The organism is Mycobacterium sp. E1214 (assembly GCF_001666755.1).
Taxonomy (GTDB): Bacteria; Actinomycetota; Actinomycetes; order Mycobacteriales; family Mycobacteriaceae; genus Mycobacterium.
Genome location: NZ_LZJC01000117.1, coordinates 1 through 16,557 on the forward strand (window position 1 = coordinate 1; position 16,557 = coordinate 16,557).

The window sequence follows — 16,557 nt, forward strand, 5'->3', positions numbered from 1 at the left end:
TCCTCGGCCCGATGATCACGGCCCTGGACGATTACCCGTTCGGCGCCCTGACCGAGCGCTACGAGTGGGTCGCGCACAACAACAGCAATTGGAAGATCTTCGCCGACGCCTTCCAGGAGTACTACCACGTGCCCTCGCTGCACTCGCAGCAGGTGCCGGCCGCGGTGCGCGACCCCAGCGCCGGATTCACCTGCGGTCACTTCCAGATCGACGGCCCGCACCGCCTGGTGTCCACCGCCGGCCGTCGGCGCTGGCTGCTGCCCCCGGAGTACATGTATCCGATCGAACGCGCCACCCGCAGCGGCCTCGTCGGGCCGTGGACCACACCCGACATCGGCGAGCTGCCCGCCGGGTTGAACCCGGGCGGCATCGAACCGTGGGGCATCAGCAACTTCCAGATCTTCCCCAACATCGAGATCCTGATCTACGGCGGCTGGTACCTCCTCTACCGGTACTGGCCGACCTCGTACAACACCCACCGGTTCGAGGCCTACACCTTTTTCCATCCGGCGCGCACCGTCCGCGAACGCGTCGAGCACGAAGTCGCGGCCGTGGTGCTCAAGGAATTCGCGTTGCAGGACGCCGGCATGCTCGGCGGCACGCAGGCGGCGCTCGAGTACGGCGTCGTCGACGAGTTCCCGCTCAACGATCAGGAGATCCTGGTGCGGCACCTGCACAAGGTGGTGGTCGACTGGGTCGACACCTACCGGCGCGAGCACGTTGCCGCGGGGGTGTGACCGTGCCACCGCAGCTGTTGCCCAGCGCCTTCGCCGAGCTCGAGAAGTTCGCGGGCACATGGTGTTTGGCCACCGAAACCGAGCGCTGGAACGCCAGGGTGGGCACTTCGATGCGCGAGTTGCAAGAGTTCTACGACGCCTTCTTCCCGCGCCTCGAGGAGGCAATCGAGTATTGCGACAAGTTTGCGCTCGACGGCCTGCCCGATGACGCGTTGAATCTCTTGCACCTGATCTATTCGCTGATCATGGTCGCCATGGCGGTGGAGATCATGCACCAGCCGGCCCCGGTGGACGCGGCCGACGCGGTGATGATCCGCACCGGCGAGCCGGCGCCGTGACAACCCGCTGCGGCTGCACGCCCCGAGAAGAAAGACGATCATGAGCCTGCTCACCATCACCAAGCTCACCGACACGGTGGGGGCGGAGGTTACCGGTCTGGACGCCGGGCAGTTGGCCGCCGACGATTCCGCCAGTGCCGCCATCCTGGATGCTTTGGAGGACAACGGCGTTCTGGTCTTCCGCGGATTGAACCTCGGGCCCGCGGCGCAGGTCGCCTTCTGCAGGCGCCTGGGGGAGGTCGACCACTCCTCCGATGGCCACCACCCGGTCGCCGGCATCTATCCGATCACCCTGGACGCCTCGAAGAACGCCTCCGCCGCCTACCTGCGGGCTACGTTCGATTGGCACATCGACGGCTGCACCCCGCTGGGCGACGAGTGCCCGCAAAAGGCCACCGTCCTGTCGGCCTTGCACGTCGCCGACTGGGGTGGTGAAACAGAATTCGCCAACTCCTACGGTGCCTACGAGGCCCTCACCGACGACGAGAAGCACCGCTTCGCCTCGTTGCGTGTGGTGCACTCCCTCGAGGCGTCCCAACGACGGGTCACCCCGGACCCTAGTCCGGAGTTGTTGGCGCGCTGGCGATCGCGGCGGGTCCATGAACACCCGCTGGTGTGGACGCATCGCAGTGGCCGCAAGTCGTTGGTGTTGGGAGCCTCCGCCGATTACGTGGTCGGCATGGGCGTCGACGAGGGCCGCGCCCTGCTCGCCGAGCTGCTCGACCGGGCCACCGTCGCGGACCGGGTCTACAGCCACCGCTGGACAGTCGGCGACACGGTGATCTGGGACAACCGCGGCGTCCTGCACAGGGCGGCGCCCTACGATCCGACATCACCGCGAGAGATGCTGCGCACCACCGTGTTGGGCGATGAGCCGATTGAGTAGCGCGCGCCGCGTGGCCGAAGGTTGCCGCCGATGACCGAACCACGCCCGCTGCGCATGGCACCGCTGCCCGCCGAGGAATGGGACGACGCCACCCGCGCGGCGCTGTCGGCCCTGATTCCACCGGACCGGGCCAACCCCGCCGGCGCCGGCAACGTCTTGTCTACCCTGGTGCGCCACCACCGGCTGACCGAAGCGTATCTGCCGTTCAACGCCTACCTGCTGACCCGCTCGACCCTGAGCATGCGGGTACGCGAGGTGGCACTGCTACGCGCCGTGCACCACGCCGGATGCGAATACCTGTGGTCCCATCACCTGCCCATCGCCGCTCGGGCCGGCCTGTCGCCGCGGGACGTCGACGGCATCCGCACGGGCCACTGCCCAGGGGGCGACGATCAAACGGTACTGCGCGCCGTGGACGACCTGGTCGCCAATCACGTTCTCGACGAGCAGAACTGGGAGGCACTGGGGGATATCTTCAGCGACGAGCAGCGCCTCGACCTGATCTTCACCATCGGCGGCTACCTGCTGCTGGCCATGGTCGTCAACACCCTTGGCATCCAAGACGAACACGAGTGAGGGGGAAGGCACGTGACAGAGCCGATTCATCCCGAATTGGCGCGGCCGTTCGCCGCGCACCGCCTGAGGATCTACGTCGCGTTGCTCTCGTTCGTCGGGGCGGTGTTCGTCTTCATGACCGTCGCGGCCGGTACGGGCTTTCTCGCGCCCAGCATGACCGTCGACATCGTCGCTAACCTCATCTTCGGCGTGCCCGTCATCGTGATTCCCTTCGTGCTGTTGTGGAAGGCGCCGGGGGAGAACAGATCCCCGCTCGCGCTGGCCGCCGAACTGGTGATGATCTACATCCCGCTGACGGCGGGCAGTCAGCTCACCTACGAGTTGCCGTTCCTGATCGGTCATCCGCTCAACCTCTGGCAGCCGACGACCGACCCCGGGTGGCGCTGGTTGTGGTGGCAATACGGCCTGGCCGACACGCGCTACCGCAGCGACGACGCCTTCGTCTTCGGCCTCGAGTTCGGCGCGGTGCTGGCCGGGCTGCTGCTGTTCGCCATGTGGTTGCGGATGCTGCGACGAGACCTGCCTAACGAGGCGCGCATACGAGCCCTCTGGCTCAGTTTCTTCGGCATCGCGGTGCTCATCACGGGGACCACCGCCTACTACGTGGCGGAGCTTCGCGCCGGGCTCCACGACATCGGGCAGGGCGCCTTCGGCCTGTGGTTCAAATTCGTCGGCGAAAACGCCCCGTACTTGATCTTGCCGTACTTCGTGTTGTACGCGATCTATTACCTCGTCAACCACCTGACCCGCGAAGCCGGCGCGCTCCCCGCCGGGCTGGCCGCGGACGAACCGGAGTTTTCGGAGGATTGATTGCTTAACGCCGAGAAAATCCTCATCACCGGAGCGACGGGCAAGATCGCCTTCCCGATCGCCCGAGCGTTGGCCGCCGCCGGCAACGAGGTGTGGGGAGCGGCCCGCCTCAACGACCCGGCCGCAAGCGACCGGCTGACCGCCGCCGGTATCAGGCCGGTCCGCCTCGACGTCAGTGTGGGCGACTTCTCCGGCCTGCCAACCGATTTCAGTTACGTGTTTCATGCCGCGGTCGACACCGGCGTCGCGGACTGGGGGCGTTGCGTCCGCACCAACGCCGACATGTCGGGTGAGCTGCTCTACCATTGCCGCGCGGCCAAGGGATTCGTATTCTGCTCGACCGGGTCGATCTACGCCTACCAGGGCCGGCGGCCGCTCACCGAAAGCGATCCGCCCGGGGTGCCCCTGCGCGCGAACTACAGCATCTCCAAGGTCGCCGCGGAATCGGTGTGCACCTGGGTCGCTCGGCATTACGGCATCCCGCTGACCATCATCCGAATCTGTTCCACCTACGGCCCGGAGGGCGGCGCCCCCGCCGATCGCCTGGACGCGATGCTGGCGGGTAGGCCGATTCGGCTCTACCCCGAGCAACCGAACAACTACAACCCGATCTATGAGGACGACTACGTGGAGCTCGGGATCCGCGCCATGGAGGTCGCCGCCGTCCCGCCGGTCGTCGTGAACTGGGCCGGCAGTGAGACGGTCAGCGTCGAGGAATATTGCCGCTTCATGGGCGAACTGGTCGGGGTGGAGCCGGTATTCGAATACACGCCCGCGGCACACACGCCCCTCTGGCCGGACGTCACCCACATGCATGAGGTGCTCGGCAGGACGAGAGTGCCATGGCGCGAAGGTTTTCGCCGGATGATCGAGGCCCGTCACCCCGAGATCGCCTTGCGCTCGACCGAATCGGTGGAGACGTGACGGCGGGCGCCGGACAACTCCCCGGGACACCGTCCGACGACGTCGCCGACATCCTCGCCGCCGGGCGCGGCGAGATCAGCACGCTGTTCGTCTCGATGGCGACCCGCCACCCCGACGGCGCCGACGCCGACTACTTGCGCTGGCACACGCTGGACCATCGACCAGAACAACATCGGCTGGCCGCAGTGCGCGCCTCGTTGCGGTTGGTGTCGACGCCCGAGTGTCGCGCGGCGCGGTTGTGGACCGGTGACGCGTTGGACGCGGTCGATCACGTGATGACCTACTTCTTCACCCACCGCGAGGGACTGGACGGGTTCAACGGTTTGTCCACGGCGCTCGGCGCGGCCGGCCGCAAGGTGCCATTGCTGCCGCCGGTGGAACGCGGCGTCTACGAGGTGCAGGCGAGGGCGGCGTCACCGCGGGTCCGGGTGGGTGGCGATGTCCTGCCGTGGTTTCCGGTGCGGGGCGTCTTCCTGGTGGTGGAGCGAGGTACGGCCCCGCCGCCTCCGGTGCTCGACATCGAAGGAGTTGCCGGGGTCTGGTCCGTCGCGTCGCTTACGGTCGACGCGCGACTGGCCAGCGCCGGGGCCGGCCAGACCCTCACCTACGTCTTCCTCGATGGCGAGCCGGTCGAGGTGGCGCGGCGCCTGGCGCCGGCGCTCACCGCCCGCTGGACCGGGCCTGACGTCGAGCCCCGCTTCGCCGCACCACTATTCGCCGTCGTCCCCCATGAGTGGGATCGGTATGTGCCGTAATCGAGGGCCGGCGTGCGCCTGGGTCTGATGGTCGGATCGGACCGGGAGCGCCACCGCAAGGACCGGCTGGCCGGGCTCCTCGACGATGCCGCGGCCGCCGAAGCCGCCGGCTTCGCGACGTTCTGGATGCCGCAGGTCCCCGGCTACCTCGATGCCATGACCGCCGTCGCCCTCATCGGACAGATGACCGAGCGCATCGAGGTCGGGACAGCGGTCGTGCCGATTCAAACCCGACACCCGATGATCATGGCGCAGCAGGCATTGACCACCGCGATCGCCTGCGGCGGCCGGTTCACACTCGGCATCGGACCGTCACACCACTGGATCGTCGAAGGCCAACTGGGACTGGCATATTCGCGCCCCGCCGCATTGATGGCGGACTATCTCGAGGTGCTCGTCGCGGCGTTCGCGGGCCCGGGGCCCGTCGACGTCGAGAATGAGAGCTTCCACGTTCACGGGCCGGTGGACGTCGCCGAGGGCGCCCCGGTGCCGGTGCTGTTGGCCGCGCTCGGTCCGACGATGCTGCGACTTGCGGGCGAGCGCACCGACGGGACCGTCTTGTGGATGGCCGACGAGCGCGCGATCGGCGATCACGTGGTGCCGCGGCTGACGGCCGCGGCGACCAAAGCCGGGCGGCCACGGCCGCGGATCGTCGCCGGAGTGCCGGTCGCCCTGTGTGCCGCCGAGGAGACCGACGCCGCCCGCAGTTACGCCAGTGAGGTGCTCGGACACGCGGACTTCTCGCCGAATTACGTGCGACTGCTGGAACATGGGGACGCCCGGGACGTCGGGGACACGATGGCGGCGGGCAGTGAAGAGGCGATCTTCCGGCGGCTGTGTCGCTACCGCGACGCGGGCGTCACCGACCTTGCAGCCCGCATCGTTTCGTTAGGTGAGGACGCCGCCGCGCGCAGCGCGTCACGGCGCCGCACGCAGGAGTTCTTGGCGTCGTTGGCGCTGTGAGCCCGAGCGCGCTGTGCGCAACAGGATCAGGGAGTGATCGAATACCGCGGCGCCGCCCCCGCCGGCCCGGTGAGCAAGGCCGCGAGGTCGTGCAGCGGTCGCGGGGCGGCCACCAACTCCGCCCAGGGGAAGCGGTCGCGGGTCTGGCGCAAAAAGTTCAGGGCCGCGCTCAGGTGCCGCGGCTCGTAGTTGTGCACGCCGAGGATGGACAGTTGCCGGCGGACGACCGCCTCGGGGTCGAGGGCGACCGGGAGGCCGGGGGCGACCGAGCCGGCGAGCACCGCCACGCCCTGGACGTCGAGCGCGGCCAGCCCGTCCTGGATCGCCGCGGACGACCCGGACAGGTCGAGCAGCACGTCGCACGTTCCCGCGTCCGCCGCGCTTTCGAGCGCCCCGGTGGCGCCGAGTCGGCGCGCCAGTCGCCGCCTCTCGGGGCTCGGGTCGACCGTGACGATCGACGTGGCGCCGGACCAGGCCGCGGCCGCGGCCGCGGTGATCCCCAGCATGCCGGCCCCGATGACCACGACGCGGCGACCCGACAGCGGTCCCGCGCGTTCGACGACCCCCATGACGGTGGCCGTCGCACACGCCGCCGGCGCCGCCACCGCGTCGGGGAGGTCGTCGTCGACGATGGCGATGGGCAGCCCGCTCGGCAACACCGCGTGTTCGGCGTAACCGCCGGACAGTCCCCAGCCGGATTCCAACGATTCGTGGCCGGCCTTGCGGACGGTCCGGCATTTCGCCGTGATGCCGGCGCGGCAGCGGTCGCATGTCCCGCACGGCAGGGTGACGGACCAGATCACGCGCTGCCCCACGCGCAGCGGCCGGCCGTCCTCCGCACGAGCCGAATCGTCGCACAGCGCAACGACATCGCCGACCGTCTCGTGCCCGAGGATCGACGGGCAGGGCTGCGTGCGTCGCCCGCTCACCGTGTGACGGTCGCTGCCGCACACGGTGGCAAGGCGCACTCGCACCAAGACATCGCCGGGCCCCAGGCGAGGGAGCGGAATCGACTCGACGGCGATGTCGCTGCCGCCGCGCCAGACCGCCGCCTTGGTCCGCGTCACGCCCGGCTGCCGACGACGCTGCGCAATCCCAACCATGCCGGCAGCTCGGCGACGCTTGGCAGCAGGTGGGTGTGGCGGTGGGCGCCGAGTTCGGCCGCGTCGCCGGCACCGGACAGCACGCCGACGACGAAGGCGGCACCCGAGTTGGTACCGGCCTGTAGGTCGCGTGGCGTGTCCCCGGCGACCAGTACCCGGGCGACGTCGGTGACGCCCACGGACTCCATGGCCCGGAAGATCATGAACGGCGCCGGGCGACCGCTCGGCACGTCGCTCCCACACACGACCGCGTCGACCGTCGAGTCGCCCTCCCAGCCGAGCTCGCGCAACAACGAGGCCACGATGTCACGATCGAAGCCCGTTGTGAGAGCGACCTTTACGCCTGCGGCCCGCAACGTGGCCAGCGCGTCCGTGACGCCCGGCAGCGGCCTGGGCGGGGTGGTGGCGTACGCGGCCGTCAGCCGCTTGCGGAAATCGGCCACCACGGCAGCCAGCTCGTCGGTGCCGGGCGGCGTGCCGTCACGCATGGTCAGCAGCGCCCGTAACGCCTCGTGCTTGGCCGCCCCGTGCCAGCGGGCGATGTCGGCGTCTGTCGCCGGCGCGCCGTGCGCGGCCGCCGTCTCCGCGAGCACGCGATAGACCTGCAGGCCCTCGTCGATGGTGGTGCCGGCCATGTCGAACACGGCGAGATCGAGCGGGGTTGCGGTCACGGGCGGACCTCCGTTCCGGGTTTCGCGTTGCGGCTCAAGGCGCAACGCGCGTCGAGGGTGTTTTCGAGCGTGAAGCTGACGATCGCCGGCAGATAGCGGTCGTCGTGGTATTCGATGACGTCGCCGTCGACGCTGCGCGTCGTGCGCTGCTGACGCAGCAGCGGCGCGCCCTCCGCCACCCCGAGGTGCGTCGCGTCGATCCGGTCGGCGGCCACGGCGTCGATCACGTGTGAGGCGGTGGCGAAGCGCACACCCTGCGACAGCAGGTAGGCCCACAACGACCCTGAGTCGCAGTCGAAGTCGAACAACCGACGACCGACATGCTCGACGAACGTCGCGCGCTCCAGCATCGCCGGCTCGTCGTCGAGGTAGCGCAGCCGCAACACTTGCACGACGGGCGCCCCCACCTCGACACCCAACACGGTTGCGGCGTGCTCGTCGGCGGGCCGCAGGGCCAGTTCGAGGGTCCGTTGCCCGGGCGAGCGCCCGATGGAATGCGCCCAGGCCGAGTAGGACAACAGGGTGTCGAAGGGTTGGTGGGTCGCGGCCGTGCACACGACGGGCCGCTTGCCGCGACCGCCGGCGATCACGCCCTCGGCGCGCAACGTGGCCAGCGCCTGCCGCACCGGCCCGCGAGAGGCGCCCCACTGGGCACAGAGCTGAGATTCCGACGGCAGCGCCGCGCCGACCGGCAGGTCCCCGCCGCGGATCTGTTCCCGTAAGTTGTCGGCGATGATCTCATGCAACGCCAAGGTCATAAACCTGACTATACATGTTCAGGAATTAAGTGCAGAAGCGTTTGACCCGAATGACGCTCAGGTAACGCAGAATTGAACATCAGCGGGTAAAAGCCTCAGCCGTTGACAGGCGTCGGGCTCGTGATGAACGGTACTTATCATGACAAGTTCCTTATCGCGACGGGACGCTTCACCGGTCACGGCCGCGCACGTCGGGGTGACCAAGTCGATCGACGACGCCAAGCTCGACATCTTCCACTTCAAAGCGGCTGCAACCGCCGGTGCCGGCTTCTTCACCGACGCCTACGACCTCAACGTGATTGGCACGGTGACCTTACTCGCCACCCCACAATTCCATCTGACGAGCGGCCAGATCTCGATGCTGACGAGTTCGACACTGCTGGCGGTGGCGGTGGGGGCAATCGCCTTCGGCCGGCTCGGAGACATGCTCGGTCGACGGCGGGTGTACGGCTTCGAAGCCGTCCTGATGATCATCGGCGCGCTGGGCAGCGCGTTCGCCCCCAATTTCACGGTGCTGCTCATCGCCCGGCTGGTCCTGGGCGTGGGCATCGGCGGTGACTATCCCGCGAGCGGCGTCATCATGACCGAGTACGCCAACCGGCGTAATCGCGGCCAACTGGTGGGTCTGACCTTCATCTTCTATGTGCTCGGCCAGGTGGTCGCCTACCTGGTGAGCGTTCTCGTGCTCGCCATCGGGGTGCCCGATCACCTCGCCTGGCGGGTGATCCTGGGCATCGGTGTCCTGCCATCCCTGCTGGTGCTCTACCAACGCCGCCACATGCCCGAATCCCCACGCTGGACCGCCGAGCGCGGCGACGAGCGGCAGGCCCTGCGGGATTTCGAGGCCTTCGCCGGGGAGCGTGCCGGCGCCTTCACCGCCCCCCAAGTGCGGGGCGGACCCCCGGCCGGGCTGCGCGCCGCCCTCACCAACCGGAAGGTCCTGACGCTCCTGGCGGGCACCGCGGGCAGCTGGTTCTTTTTCAACGTGGCCGTCTACGGCAGCTACGTCAGCCAGCCACTGCTGATCAAGCACATCGCCCCGCACGGCACCCTGGTGGCCAACATCGCGCTCAACGCCGTGCTGGTCATCTGCTTCGGCCTCGGCGGCGCGATCGTCGGGCTGCTGGTCCTCGACCGGGTGCGGCGGCGCGTTCTGCAGGCCGCCGGCTTCGCGCTGTGTGCGTTGGCGATGTTGCTGCTGACCGTCGTGCCGATGATCAGCGCCTCCGTGGTGCCCTTCGCCGTCGTCTTCGGCTTATCCCTGTTCGGGGTGGCGTTCGGGCCGAACTACACCACGATGCTGCTCGCGGCGGAGTCCTACCCGACGGCGGTGCGCAGCACCTTCCATGGCCTGAGCTCGGCGATCGCCAAGGTGGGCGCCTTCCTCGGCGCCCTCGTCGTGCCGCTGCTCCTCGGCGGCGCCGGTCTGCGGGCGGTGACGCTGCTGGGCTTTTGCTGTTACACGGCGGCGATCGGCGCGACACTTCTGGTGCGGGAGCCCGGCGGCCGTGCGTTGGACGACGTCAGCGCGGACATCGACGTGACCGGCCGTCACGCGCCGGAAGCTGCACGGCCGCAACCAATTTCGGCGTGACGGCGGCGGGGGAGGTAGCTTCGGTGGATGTGACGATGGTGCGGGCCGGCGTGCTCGAGGTGGCCGTGGAACGACACGGGACGGCGGACGGGTGGCCGGTGGTGTTGCTGCACGGCTTCCCCTACGACCCGCGTTGCTACGACCGAGTGGCGCCAGTGCTCGCGGCTGCCGGCGCGGACGTGATCGTGCCGTACCTGCGCGGCTACGGGCAGACGCGGTTTCTGGCGCCGGCGACCCCGCGGTCGGGCCAGCAGGCCGCGCTGGCGGCGGACCTACGGGACCTGATCGCCGCGTTGGACCTGGCGCCGCCGATCGTGGCCGGCTTCGACTGGGGTGGGCGCGCCGCCTGCCTGGTCGCGGCGCTGTGGCCACACCGGGTCCGGGCATTGGTGACGGTGTCCGGATACAACGTGCAGAACATCGCCGCCGCGGCGCGGCCCGCGCCGCCGGACGCCGAGCGCAGGCTCTGGTACCAGTACTACCTGCACAGCGAGCGTGGGCGAGCCGGCCTGAACGCGTACCGCCGCGAATTTACCCGCACGCTATGGCGGGAGTGGTCGCCGCAATGGCGTTTCACCGACGACGAGTTTGCCACGAGCGCAGCGTCTTTCGACAATCCTGACTTCGTCGACATCGTGGTGCACTCCTACCGGCACCGCTACGGGCTGGCCGCCGGTGACCCGTCGTACGACGACCTCGAACGGCAGATCGCGGGCCAACCGCAGATTCCGGTGCCCACCGTGATCGTCGACCCGCAATGCGACTACCTGGCTCCGAACGTGCCCACCCGGGCGGCCCACGCGCCGCACTTCCCCGCGCTGCTCGACGTTCGCGTCGTACCGGCCGGGCACAACGTGCCACAGGAGTGCCCGGACGCCTTCGCCGAGGCGATCTTGGCCGCCCACGCGGGCAGTTGAGGCCGGCGAACATCGCAGCGTCGCGTCCGCCGGGTCGTGTCGGCGGCGCGGGAAAGCCCGCGCGTCTGGTAACAACGGAGCCGTGCTGAGTTCACCACGGCGGCGGGCGCGACGGACCACGGCGACGGCGGCCGCCCTGGGGATGCTGGCGGTGTTTGCCGGTCCGCCCGTCGCCGGCGCGGACGCGCCTTTATGCAGCCCGGCAAGTGTCGACGCCGACCAGATGTGCCACTTCGAGGCGTCCGGGCCCGGCTCGGACGTCACGATGGTGTTCCCGGCGAACTACCCCGACGAGCCGGCCCTCATCGCCTACCTGACCAAGGTGGACAACGACTACACCGGCGGCCGCGGCGCCGTGAGCACCGGTCAACCGCCGACCGCGCTGAAAGTGACGGGCAGCCGGTACAGCTCCGGGGCGGCCCAGACCGGCACGCAGTCGGTGGTGACCGAGATCTACCAGAACATGGGCGGCGCCCACCCGCTGACGTGGTACAAGTCCTTCAACTACAACGCGGCGACCCGGCAGGTCATCACCTTCGATTCCCTGTTCAAGGCGGGGACGCAGCCGCTGCCTGCCGTCCTGCCGATCGTCCAGAAGACGCTGACCGACCGATACGGGCCCGCCGTGTCGATCCCGCCGGACACGGGCTTGCAGCCCGCGAACTACCAGAACTTCGCGATCACCGACGACGCCATCGTGTTCTTCTTCGACCAGAACTCGCTACAACCGGCGCTGGAGGCGACGCAGGTGTCGGTGCCTCGCAGCGCCGTGGCGTCGATGCTGTCGCCGGGGCTGAGCTAGGCGCGCGATCCGGCGCGCCTAGCGGCCGCCCTCGTCGGGAAGGTCGTGCCGAGACTGGTGCAGTCCCGGACCTTCGGGGTCCTCGTTCTGGTGCTCGAGCTCTTCTTGCAGCTGGCGCTGTTCTTCGGTCGCCTTGCGGGCGTCCTCCGGCGCGGCGGGTGGGTCGAAGTTGACTTGCTGGTCCACCGAAAGATCCTCCGAACGTGTGGCTGGTTACTCGGTTGAGGATCGACCGATTCCGGCCAGCTGAAACCGCGCCAGGCCATCGGCCTTGCGGTCAGCGGCGCCGGCCCCGCTCGGCTAGCGCCCGGTCCGGTCGTCCAGGTGGGCCGACAGCAGCCAGGCCCCGACGGACTTGCGGCCGTTGCCTTCGTCGCGAACGTCGGCGTCGGCGAAGCCTTCGAAGCGGGCCAGGAAGCTGTCGGGCACGTTGGCATGGATGCGCGCCGGCCGAATCTCGTCGACCACCCAGTACCGCGAGACCACCTCGCGCAGTTCGTCTTCGGTGACCGCGTTCACGGGTCCGTTGGCCGGGACGCTGTCGCGGCTGAAGACGAGCACGAAATACGACGCACCCGGAGCCGCGGCCCGCACGATCGAGCGCTGATAGCCGTCGCGCAGCTCGACGGGCATCGAGTGGAACAGTGTGCTGTCGACGATGGTGCCGAATCGGCCGTCGTAGCCGGTGAAGTCGCTGATATCGGCGACCTCGAACGTGGCGCTCGTCAGGCCTCTGCGCGCGGCCTTCTCCCGTGCCAGCGAGATTGCGGTCGGGGACTGATCCAGCCCCACCGTGGTGAACCCGCGTTCGGCCAGGTGCAGCGAGACCGCGGCCTCACCGCAACCCGCGTCGAGCACCTCGCCGTGGAACTTCCCGGCCGCGATGAGGGCGGCGATCTCCGGTTGCGGCTCACCGATGCTCCACGGCGGCCGGTTGCCGTGGCCCATCTCGGGGTCCTCGCCCCGGTAGGCCGACTCGAACATTTCCCGCGTTGATTGAGACATGTTTCTTTGATATCAACCGCCCTGATATGTGTCAAGACGGTTGATATAAGAGGGGTGTCAGCCGGAGACGGCCGCCAGGTATCCCGAGGCCTCTCCGAACGAGGCGAGCTCGTCCTTCGGCACCTCGAATCCGTGGCCGGCGTATGCCTGCTCCGTCGTCGTGATGTCCACTCGCCAGCCCCGCGCGGCGAGGTACTCGGCGGCGGTGTTGCGCTCGCCGGTGTAGAACAATTCGGCCAGGTTGATCGTCGAGCCCAGCCGTTGAGCCCGTTCGGTGAGCTTCTGGGCCCAGTCGGCCGGGATGTTCCGCATGTCCATGTGCTCGGTCGCGACGCGGCTGCCGGGCGCCGAGAGCCCGATGATGTTGTCGAACAAGCGGTCCTGCGCCTCCGGCGGCAGGTACACGAGGAGCCCTTCTGCGCTCCACGCGGTCGGCCGGCCGGCGTCGAAACCCGCGTCCACCAAGGCCGACGGCCAATCCTCACGGAGATCGATGGCCACCGTGCGGCGCTCGGCGGTGGGCTGGGCGCCCAGGCCGGCGAGGACCCGGGTCTTGAATTCGATGACCTCGGGTTGGTCGATCTCGTACACGACGGTGCCGGTGGGCCACGGCAGGCGGTAGGCCCTGGTGTCCAAGCCGGACGCCAAGATCACGGCCTGGCGCGCGCCCGACTCGGTAGCCCGTACGAAGAAGTCATCGAAGAAGCGGGTGCGCACGGTGATCTGCTCGTTGACGGCCTGGCGGTTCAGCAGTGGGTCGTCGGCGCGCTCGACTTGGCCGTCGAGGAGTTTGACGAAGACGTCGATGCCGACCGCGCGAACGAGCGGATCGGCATAAGGGTCGTCGAGCAGCGGGTTCGGTCCCTGGGAGGCGATCGCCCGCTGCGCCGCGACCGCGGTGGCGGTCGCCCCGACGCTAGATGCCAGATCCCACGTGTCGTTGTCCGTGCGGGCCATCGACCCACTCCCCTCCGCGCGGCAGCGCTTTAGTTAGCTCATATAAGTGATGGTTTCACTGTACGCCGGTTCGGCCCTCACCACCCGGTGGCGGCCGGCCCGCAGGAATATGGGCACCCACCGGCGCGTTGGGCACGGCATGGCCGACGACGACATCGAACTGAGCCCGACCGAGTGGGTGCGCGCGCAAACCGAGAAGATCCTGCAGCGCGGCACGACGGACGGCGTCGACGTGCTGGACCGCCCCGTGGTCTTGGTGGTCACGCGGGGAGCGAAGTCGGGTAAGCGTCGATACGTACCGCTGATGCGGGTCGAGAAGGACGGGCGCTACGCCATCGTCGCTTCGCACGGCGGCGCGCCCAAGCATCCGTGGTGGTACTTCAACGTCAAGGCCAATCCCGCGGTGACGGTTCAGGACGGCGAGAAAGTCGTCGAGCTGACCGCGCGTGAGCTCGCCGGTCCCGAGCGCGACGAGTGGTGGCGGCTGGCCGTCGAGGCCTTCCCGCCCTACGCGGAGTACCAGACGAAGACCGAGCGGCAGATCCCAGTCTTCGTCCTGGAATAACGGCGCGCAGAAACATTTGCGTTCGGTATGGGGCCGGCCCGCCCGGTTGACCATGCTATCGGCGTGACCTTATTTTCAGAGCCATAGCCAGGCACGCCCGGTGCGAACAACGACGTTGCGGGCACGCGAATGTGGCTGTGCCCTAGACCGATACGCAGTGCTGCCGGGTAGTCGCATGCGCACAGCCGCCATCCAAGCAAGGAGAGGCCGATGCCGCACGCCGAACAGCGCTGCACCCCAACCGAATCCGCAAACAAACCGGGGCGCCGTGAACGCCTGCGCGCCGTAGTCCGCTACGACCTGCCGGCCTCGCTGGTGGTGTTTCTGGTGGCTCTCCCGCTGTCGTTGGGGATCGCCATCGCGTCGGACGCCCCGGTCCTCGCCGGCCTGACGGCGGCGATCGTCGGGGGAGTGGTCGCCGGTTGGCTCGGTGGGTCACCGCTGCAGGTCAGCGGCCCAGCGGCGGGGCTTACGGTGGTGGTCGCGGATCTTGTCGCCCAGTTCGGTTGGGCCATAACGTGTTTCATCACTGTGGTGGCTGGGGCGTTGCAGATCCTGTTGGGCCTGACCCGCGTTGCGCGAGCCGCACTGGCGATCTCGCCGGTGGTGGTGCACGCAATGCTGGCGGGCATCGGCATCACGATCGCCTTGCAGCAGGTGCACGTGCTGCTGGGCGGCGAGTCCGACAGCTCGGCGTGGAACAACGTCACGGGCCTGCCCGCGCAGGTCGTGGGGGCGCACCGCCCGGGTGTCGTCCTGGGTCTGCTGGTCATCGCCATCCTCGTCGGATGGCGCTGGGCGCCGCCGCGGCTGGCGCGCATCCCGGGCCCGCTGGTGGCCATCGTCGTCGTGACGGCCGTCTCGTTGCTCTTCCCGTTCCGGGTCTCGCGCATCGAGCTGAACGGATCGGTGCTCGACGCGCTGCAACTGCCGTCGCTGCCGGAACGGAACTGGGGCGCTGTCGCTCTCGCCGTCGTCACCGTCACGCTGATCACCAGCATCCAGAGCCTGCTCACGGCCGTGTCGATCGACCGGATGCACAGCGGGCCCCGTACCGACTTCAACCGCGAGCTCATCGGCCAGGGCGCGGCGAACATGGTCTCGGGCGCGATCGGCGGCCTGCCGATCGCCGGCGTCATCGTGCGCAGCGCGGCCAACGTCAGCGCCGGCGCCCGTTCCCGCGCATCGACCGTCATGCATGGCTTCTGGGTTCTGTTGTTCGCCGTGCCCTTCGCGGGTCTCGTGGAGAAGATTCCGACGGCCGCACTGGCCGGCTTGCTGATCGTGATCGGGATCGAACTGCTCAAGCCTGCACACATCGAAACCGCCATGCGCAACGGTGATTTCGCTGTCTATCTGATCACCGTGGTCAGCGTCGTCTTCCTGAACCTACTCCACGGGGTGCTGATCGGCCTGGCCGTCGCCGTCGCGGTGACTGGCTGGCGGGTGGTGCGCGCGAAGGTGCAGGCCACCGTGGTCGGTGCCGAATGGCACGTGGTCGTCGAAGGTGCCTGCACCTTCCTGGCGCTGCCCCGCCTGACCGGGGTGTTGGCAAGCATTCCCGAAGGAACCGATGTCACCGTCCACCTTTCCGCCACCTACCTGGATCACTCCGCGCGGCAGGCGATCACCGACTGGCAGCGGCAGCACAGCGCCACCGGAGGCGCCGTGCGCATTCACGAGCAGGATTCCACGCAGGCCAGCCACACCGGGGATCCGGCGACGCCGCGCCGCGCCGCGCACCTCAACCTGGTCGCGGCGGGCCCGCGCCCAGCCACCGAAACTGACTGAGCGAGAAGCGGATTCGGCTACCCGGGAGGGGTGGCGCGGATCAAGCGGCCGCGCGTGATCAGCGAGGCGGCCTGCTTAAGGCGTTTGGTGCGGATTCGCACGTCGTAGCTGTGGACATGGTCGATGACGCCCAGTCGCTCGGTGAGGTACCCGTAGAGGTGCTCGACGTCGCGGCAGATCACGACGGCGACCAGGTGGTGGCGCCCGCTGACGGCGATGACGGAGGCGACCTCGGGGTGCCCGGCGATCCGGTCGGCGACGTCGGTCAGGCGACCGGCCTGCGCGCAGATCCACACGGTGGCGGTGACCCGAAAGCCGAGGCGCTCCGGCACCAGCTCAAGGTCGTAGGTGAGGGAACCGGACGCCTCCAGGGCCGCAGCCCGTCGTTTGACCCGCGCCGGTGAC

General features: G+C 68.9%; 20 protein-coding genes. 13 read left to right on the forward strand and 7 right to left on the reverse strand.

What is annotated here, in order from left to right; translation table 11 throughout:
- From A5700_RS16230 to A5700_RS16265, 8 genes are all read left to right on the forward strand, one after another.
- Nucleotides 1-737: RHO alpha subunit C-terminal catalytic domain-containing protein (locus A5700_RS16230; RefSeq protein ID WP_255377964.1), on the forward strand; the 737-nt coding region annotated here is incomplete at its 5' end.
- 14 nt (nucleotides 738-751) lie between these two features.
- Nucleotides 752-1,075 carry a hypothetical protein gene (locus A5700_RS16235; RefSeq protein WP_369828277.1) on the forward strand — a complete coding sequence of 108 codons (324 nt, stop codon included), beginning with the start codon at nucleotides 752-754 and terminating at the stop codon, nucleotides 1,073-1,075.
- Between the two features lie 40 nt (nucleotides 1,076-1,115).
- Nucleotides 1,116-1,961: a TauD/TfdA family dioxygenase gene (locus tag A5700_RS16240; protein WP_068066610.1), complete on the forward strand. Its 846-nt coding sequence runs from the start codon at nucleotides 1,116-1,118 to the stop codon at nucleotides 1,959-1,961.
- Between the two features lie 30 nt (nucleotides 1,962-1,991).
- Nucleotides 1,992-2,537: a carboxymuconolactone decarboxylase family protein gene (locus tag A5700_RS16245; RefSeq protein ID WP_068066613.1), complete on the forward strand. Its 546-nt coding sequence runs from the start codon at nucleotides 1,992-1,994 to the stop codon at nucleotides 2,535-2,537.
- A gap of 12 nt (nucleotides 2,538-2,549) precedes the next feature.
- The gene (locus tag A5700_RS16250; protein WP_068066616.1) at nucleotides 2,550-3,347 is read left to right on the forward strand and encodes an emopamil-binding protein; all 798 of its coding nucleotides are present in this window, start codon (nucleotides 2,550-2,552) and stop codon (nucleotides 3,345-3,347) included.
- Entirely contained in the window at nucleotides 3,348-4,271 is a 924-nt protein-coding gene (locus A5700_RS16255) for an NAD(P)-dependent oxidoreductase (RefSeq protein WP_068066619.1), read from the forward strand.
- Nucleotides 4,268-5,026, forward strand: coding sequence for a hypothetical protein (locus A5700_RS16260; protein WP_068066621.1), 759 nt, complete (start codon nucleotides 4,268-4,270; stop codon nucleotides 5,024-5,026). The genes A5700_RS16255 and A5700_RS16260 overlap by 4 nt, the downstream gene beginning before the upstream one ends.
- A gap of 12 nt (nucleotides 5,027-5,038) precedes the next feature.
- Complete coding sequence (locus A5700_RS16265) at nucleotides 5,039-5,989, forward strand: TIGR03564 family F420-dependent LLM class oxidoreductase (RefSeq protein ID WP_068066624.1); 951 nt, start codon at nucleotides 5,039-5,041, stop codon at nucleotides 5,987-5,989.
- Between the two features lie 26 nt (nucleotides 5,990-6,015).
- On the opposite strand, the gene A5700_RS16270 is transcribed toward A5700_RS16265, so the two are convergent.
- From A5700_RS16270 to A5700_RS16280, 3 genes are read right to left on the reverse strand one after another with little or no spacing between them, the layout of a single operon-like run.
- Nucleotides 6,016-7,056, reverse strand: a complete 1,041-nt coding sequence (locus A5700_RS16270) for a zinc-binding dehydrogenase (protein ID WP_369828276.1) — start codon at nucleotides 7,054-7,056, stop codon at nucleotides 6,016-6,018.
- Nucleotides 7,053-7,763 carry a phosphonatase-like hydrolase gene (locus tag A5700_RS16275; RefSeq protein WP_231973705.1) on the reverse strand — a complete coding sequence of 237 codons (711 nt, stop codon included), beginning with the start codon at nucleotides 7,761-7,763 and terminating at the stop codon, nucleotides 7,053-7,055. The genes A5700_RS16270 and A5700_RS16275 overlap by 4 nt, the downstream gene beginning before the upstream one ends.
- Complete coding sequence (locus A5700_RS16280; protein ID WP_068066631.1) at nucleotides 7,760-8,521, reverse strand: GntR family transcriptional regulator; 762 nt, start codon at nucleotides 8,519-8,521, stop codon at nucleotides 7,760-7,762. Before A5700_RS16280 ends, A5700_RS16275 begins: the two co-directional genes overlap by 4 nt.
- A gap of 139 nt (nucleotides 8,522-8,660) precedes the next feature.
- On the opposite strand from A5700_RS16280, the gene A5700_RS16285 reads away from it, so the two are divergent.
- The 3 genes from A5700_RS16285 to A5700_RS16295 all read left to right on the forward strand — a co-directional run bounded on the left by A5700_RS16285 (nucleotide 8,661) and on the right by A5700_RS16295 (nucleotide 11,834).
- Entirely contained in the window at nucleotides 8,661-10,115 is a 1,455-nt protein-coding gene (locus A5700_RS16285) for an MFS transporter (RefSeq protein WP_082960357.1), read from the forward strand.
- A 23-nt stretch (nucleotides 10,116-10,138) separates the two neighbouring features.
- Nucleotides 10,139-11,032, forward strand: coding sequence for an alpha/beta fold hydrolase (locus A5700_RS16290; RefSeq protein WP_231973706.1), 894 nt, complete (start codon nucleotides 10,139-10,141; stop codon nucleotides 11,030-11,032).
- An 82-nt stretch (nucleotides 11,033-11,114) separates the two neighbouring features.
- A complete protein-coding gene (locus A5700_RS16295) occupies nucleotides 11,115-11,834 on the forward strand; it encodes an esterase (RefSeq protein WP_082960358.1) in 720 nt (239 codons plus the stop codon).
- Between the two features lie 18 nt (nucleotides 11,835-11,852).
- Here A5700_RS16295 and A5700_RS26625 read toward each other — a convergent pair whose 3' ends face one another.
- The 3 genes from A5700_RS26625 to A5700_RS16305 form a co-directional block, all read right to left on the reverse strand.
- Entirely contained in the window at nucleotides 11,853-12,020 is a 168-nt protein-coding gene (locus A5700_RS26625) for a hypothetical protein (protein ID WP_197502738.1), read from the reverse strand.
- A 114-nt stretch (nucleotides 12,021-12,134) separates the two neighbouring features.
- Nucleotides 12,135-12,839 (reverse strand): class I SAM-dependent methyltransferase, encoded by a 705-nt coding sequence (locus tag A5700_RS16300; RefSeq protein WP_197502739.1) that lies wholly within the window; start codon nucleotides 12,837-12,839, stop codon nucleotides 12,135-12,137.
- A 57-nt stretch (nucleotides 12,840-12,896) separates the two neighbouring features.
- The gene (locus A5700_RS16305; RefSeq protein ID WP_068066641.1) at nucleotides 12,897-13,796 is read right to left on the reverse strand and encodes a class I SAM-dependent methyltransferase; all 900 of its coding nucleotides are present in this window, start codon (nucleotides 13,794-13,796) and stop codon (nucleotides 12,897-12,899) included.
- Between the two features lie 139 nt (nucleotides 13,797-13,935).
- On the opposite strand from A5700_RS16305, the gene A5700_RS16310 reads away from it, so the two are divergent.
- Both A5700_RS16310 and A5700_RS16315 read left to right on the forward strand, forming a co-directional pair.
- Nucleotides 13,936-14,361 carry a nitroreductase family deazaflavin-dependent oxidoreductase gene (locus A5700_RS16310; protein WP_068066643.1) on the forward strand — a complete coding sequence of 142 codons (426 nt, stop codon included), beginning with the start codon at nucleotides 13,936-13,938 and terminating at the stop codon, nucleotides 14,359-14,361.
- A 210-nt stretch (nucleotides 14,362-14,571) separates the two neighbouring features.
- On the forward strand, nucleotides 14,572-16,152 hold the full coding sequence (locus A5700_RS16315) for a SulP family inorganic anion transporter (RefSeq protein WP_068204849.1): 1,581 nt from the start codon (nucleotides 14,572-14,574) through the stop codon (nucleotides 16,150-16,152).
- A 17-nt stretch (nucleotides 16,153-16,169) separates the two neighbouring features.
- Here the strand turns inward: A5700_RS16315 and A5700_RS16320 are convergent.
- Nucleotides 16,170-16,557: Lrp/AsnC family transcriptional regulator (locus tag A5700_RS16320; protein WP_197502905.1), on the reverse strand; the 388-nt coding region annotated here is incomplete at its 5' end.

Bases quoted from the DNA above. Each gene is read 5' to 3' on its own strand.
- A5700_RS16315 (WP_068204849.1), top strand. From the start codon at position 14,572: ATGCCGCACGCCGAACAGCGCTGCACCCCAACCGAATCCGCAAACAAA.
- A5700_RS16305 (WP_068066641.1), bottom strand. From the start codon at position 13,796: ATGGCCCGCACGGACAACGACACGTGGGATCTGGCATCTAGCGTCGGG.
- A5700_RS16300 (WP_197502739.1), bottom strand. From the start codon at position 12,839: ATGTCTCAATCAACGCGGGAAATGTTCGAGTCGGCCTACCGGGGCGAG.
- A5700_RS16285 (WP_082960357.1), top strand. From the start codon at position 8,661: ATGACAAGTTCCTTATCGCGACGGGACGCTTCACCGGTCACGGCCGCG.
- A5700_RS16280 (WP_068066631.1), bottom strand. From the start codon at position 8,521: ATGACCTTGGCGTTGCATGAGATCATCGCCGACAACTTACGGGAACAG.
- A5700_RS16240 (WP_068066610.1), top strand. From the start codon at position 1,116: ATGAGCCTGCTCACCATCACCAAGCTCACCGACACGGTGGGGGCGGAG.
- A5700_RS16310 (WP_068066643.1), top strand. From the start codon at position 13,936: ATGGCCGACGACGACATCGAACTGAGCCCGACCGAGTGGGTGCGCGCG.
- A5700_RS16245 (WP_068066613.1), top strand. From the start codon at position 1,992: ATGACCGAACCACGCCCGCTGCGCATGGCACCGCTGCCCGCCGAGGAA.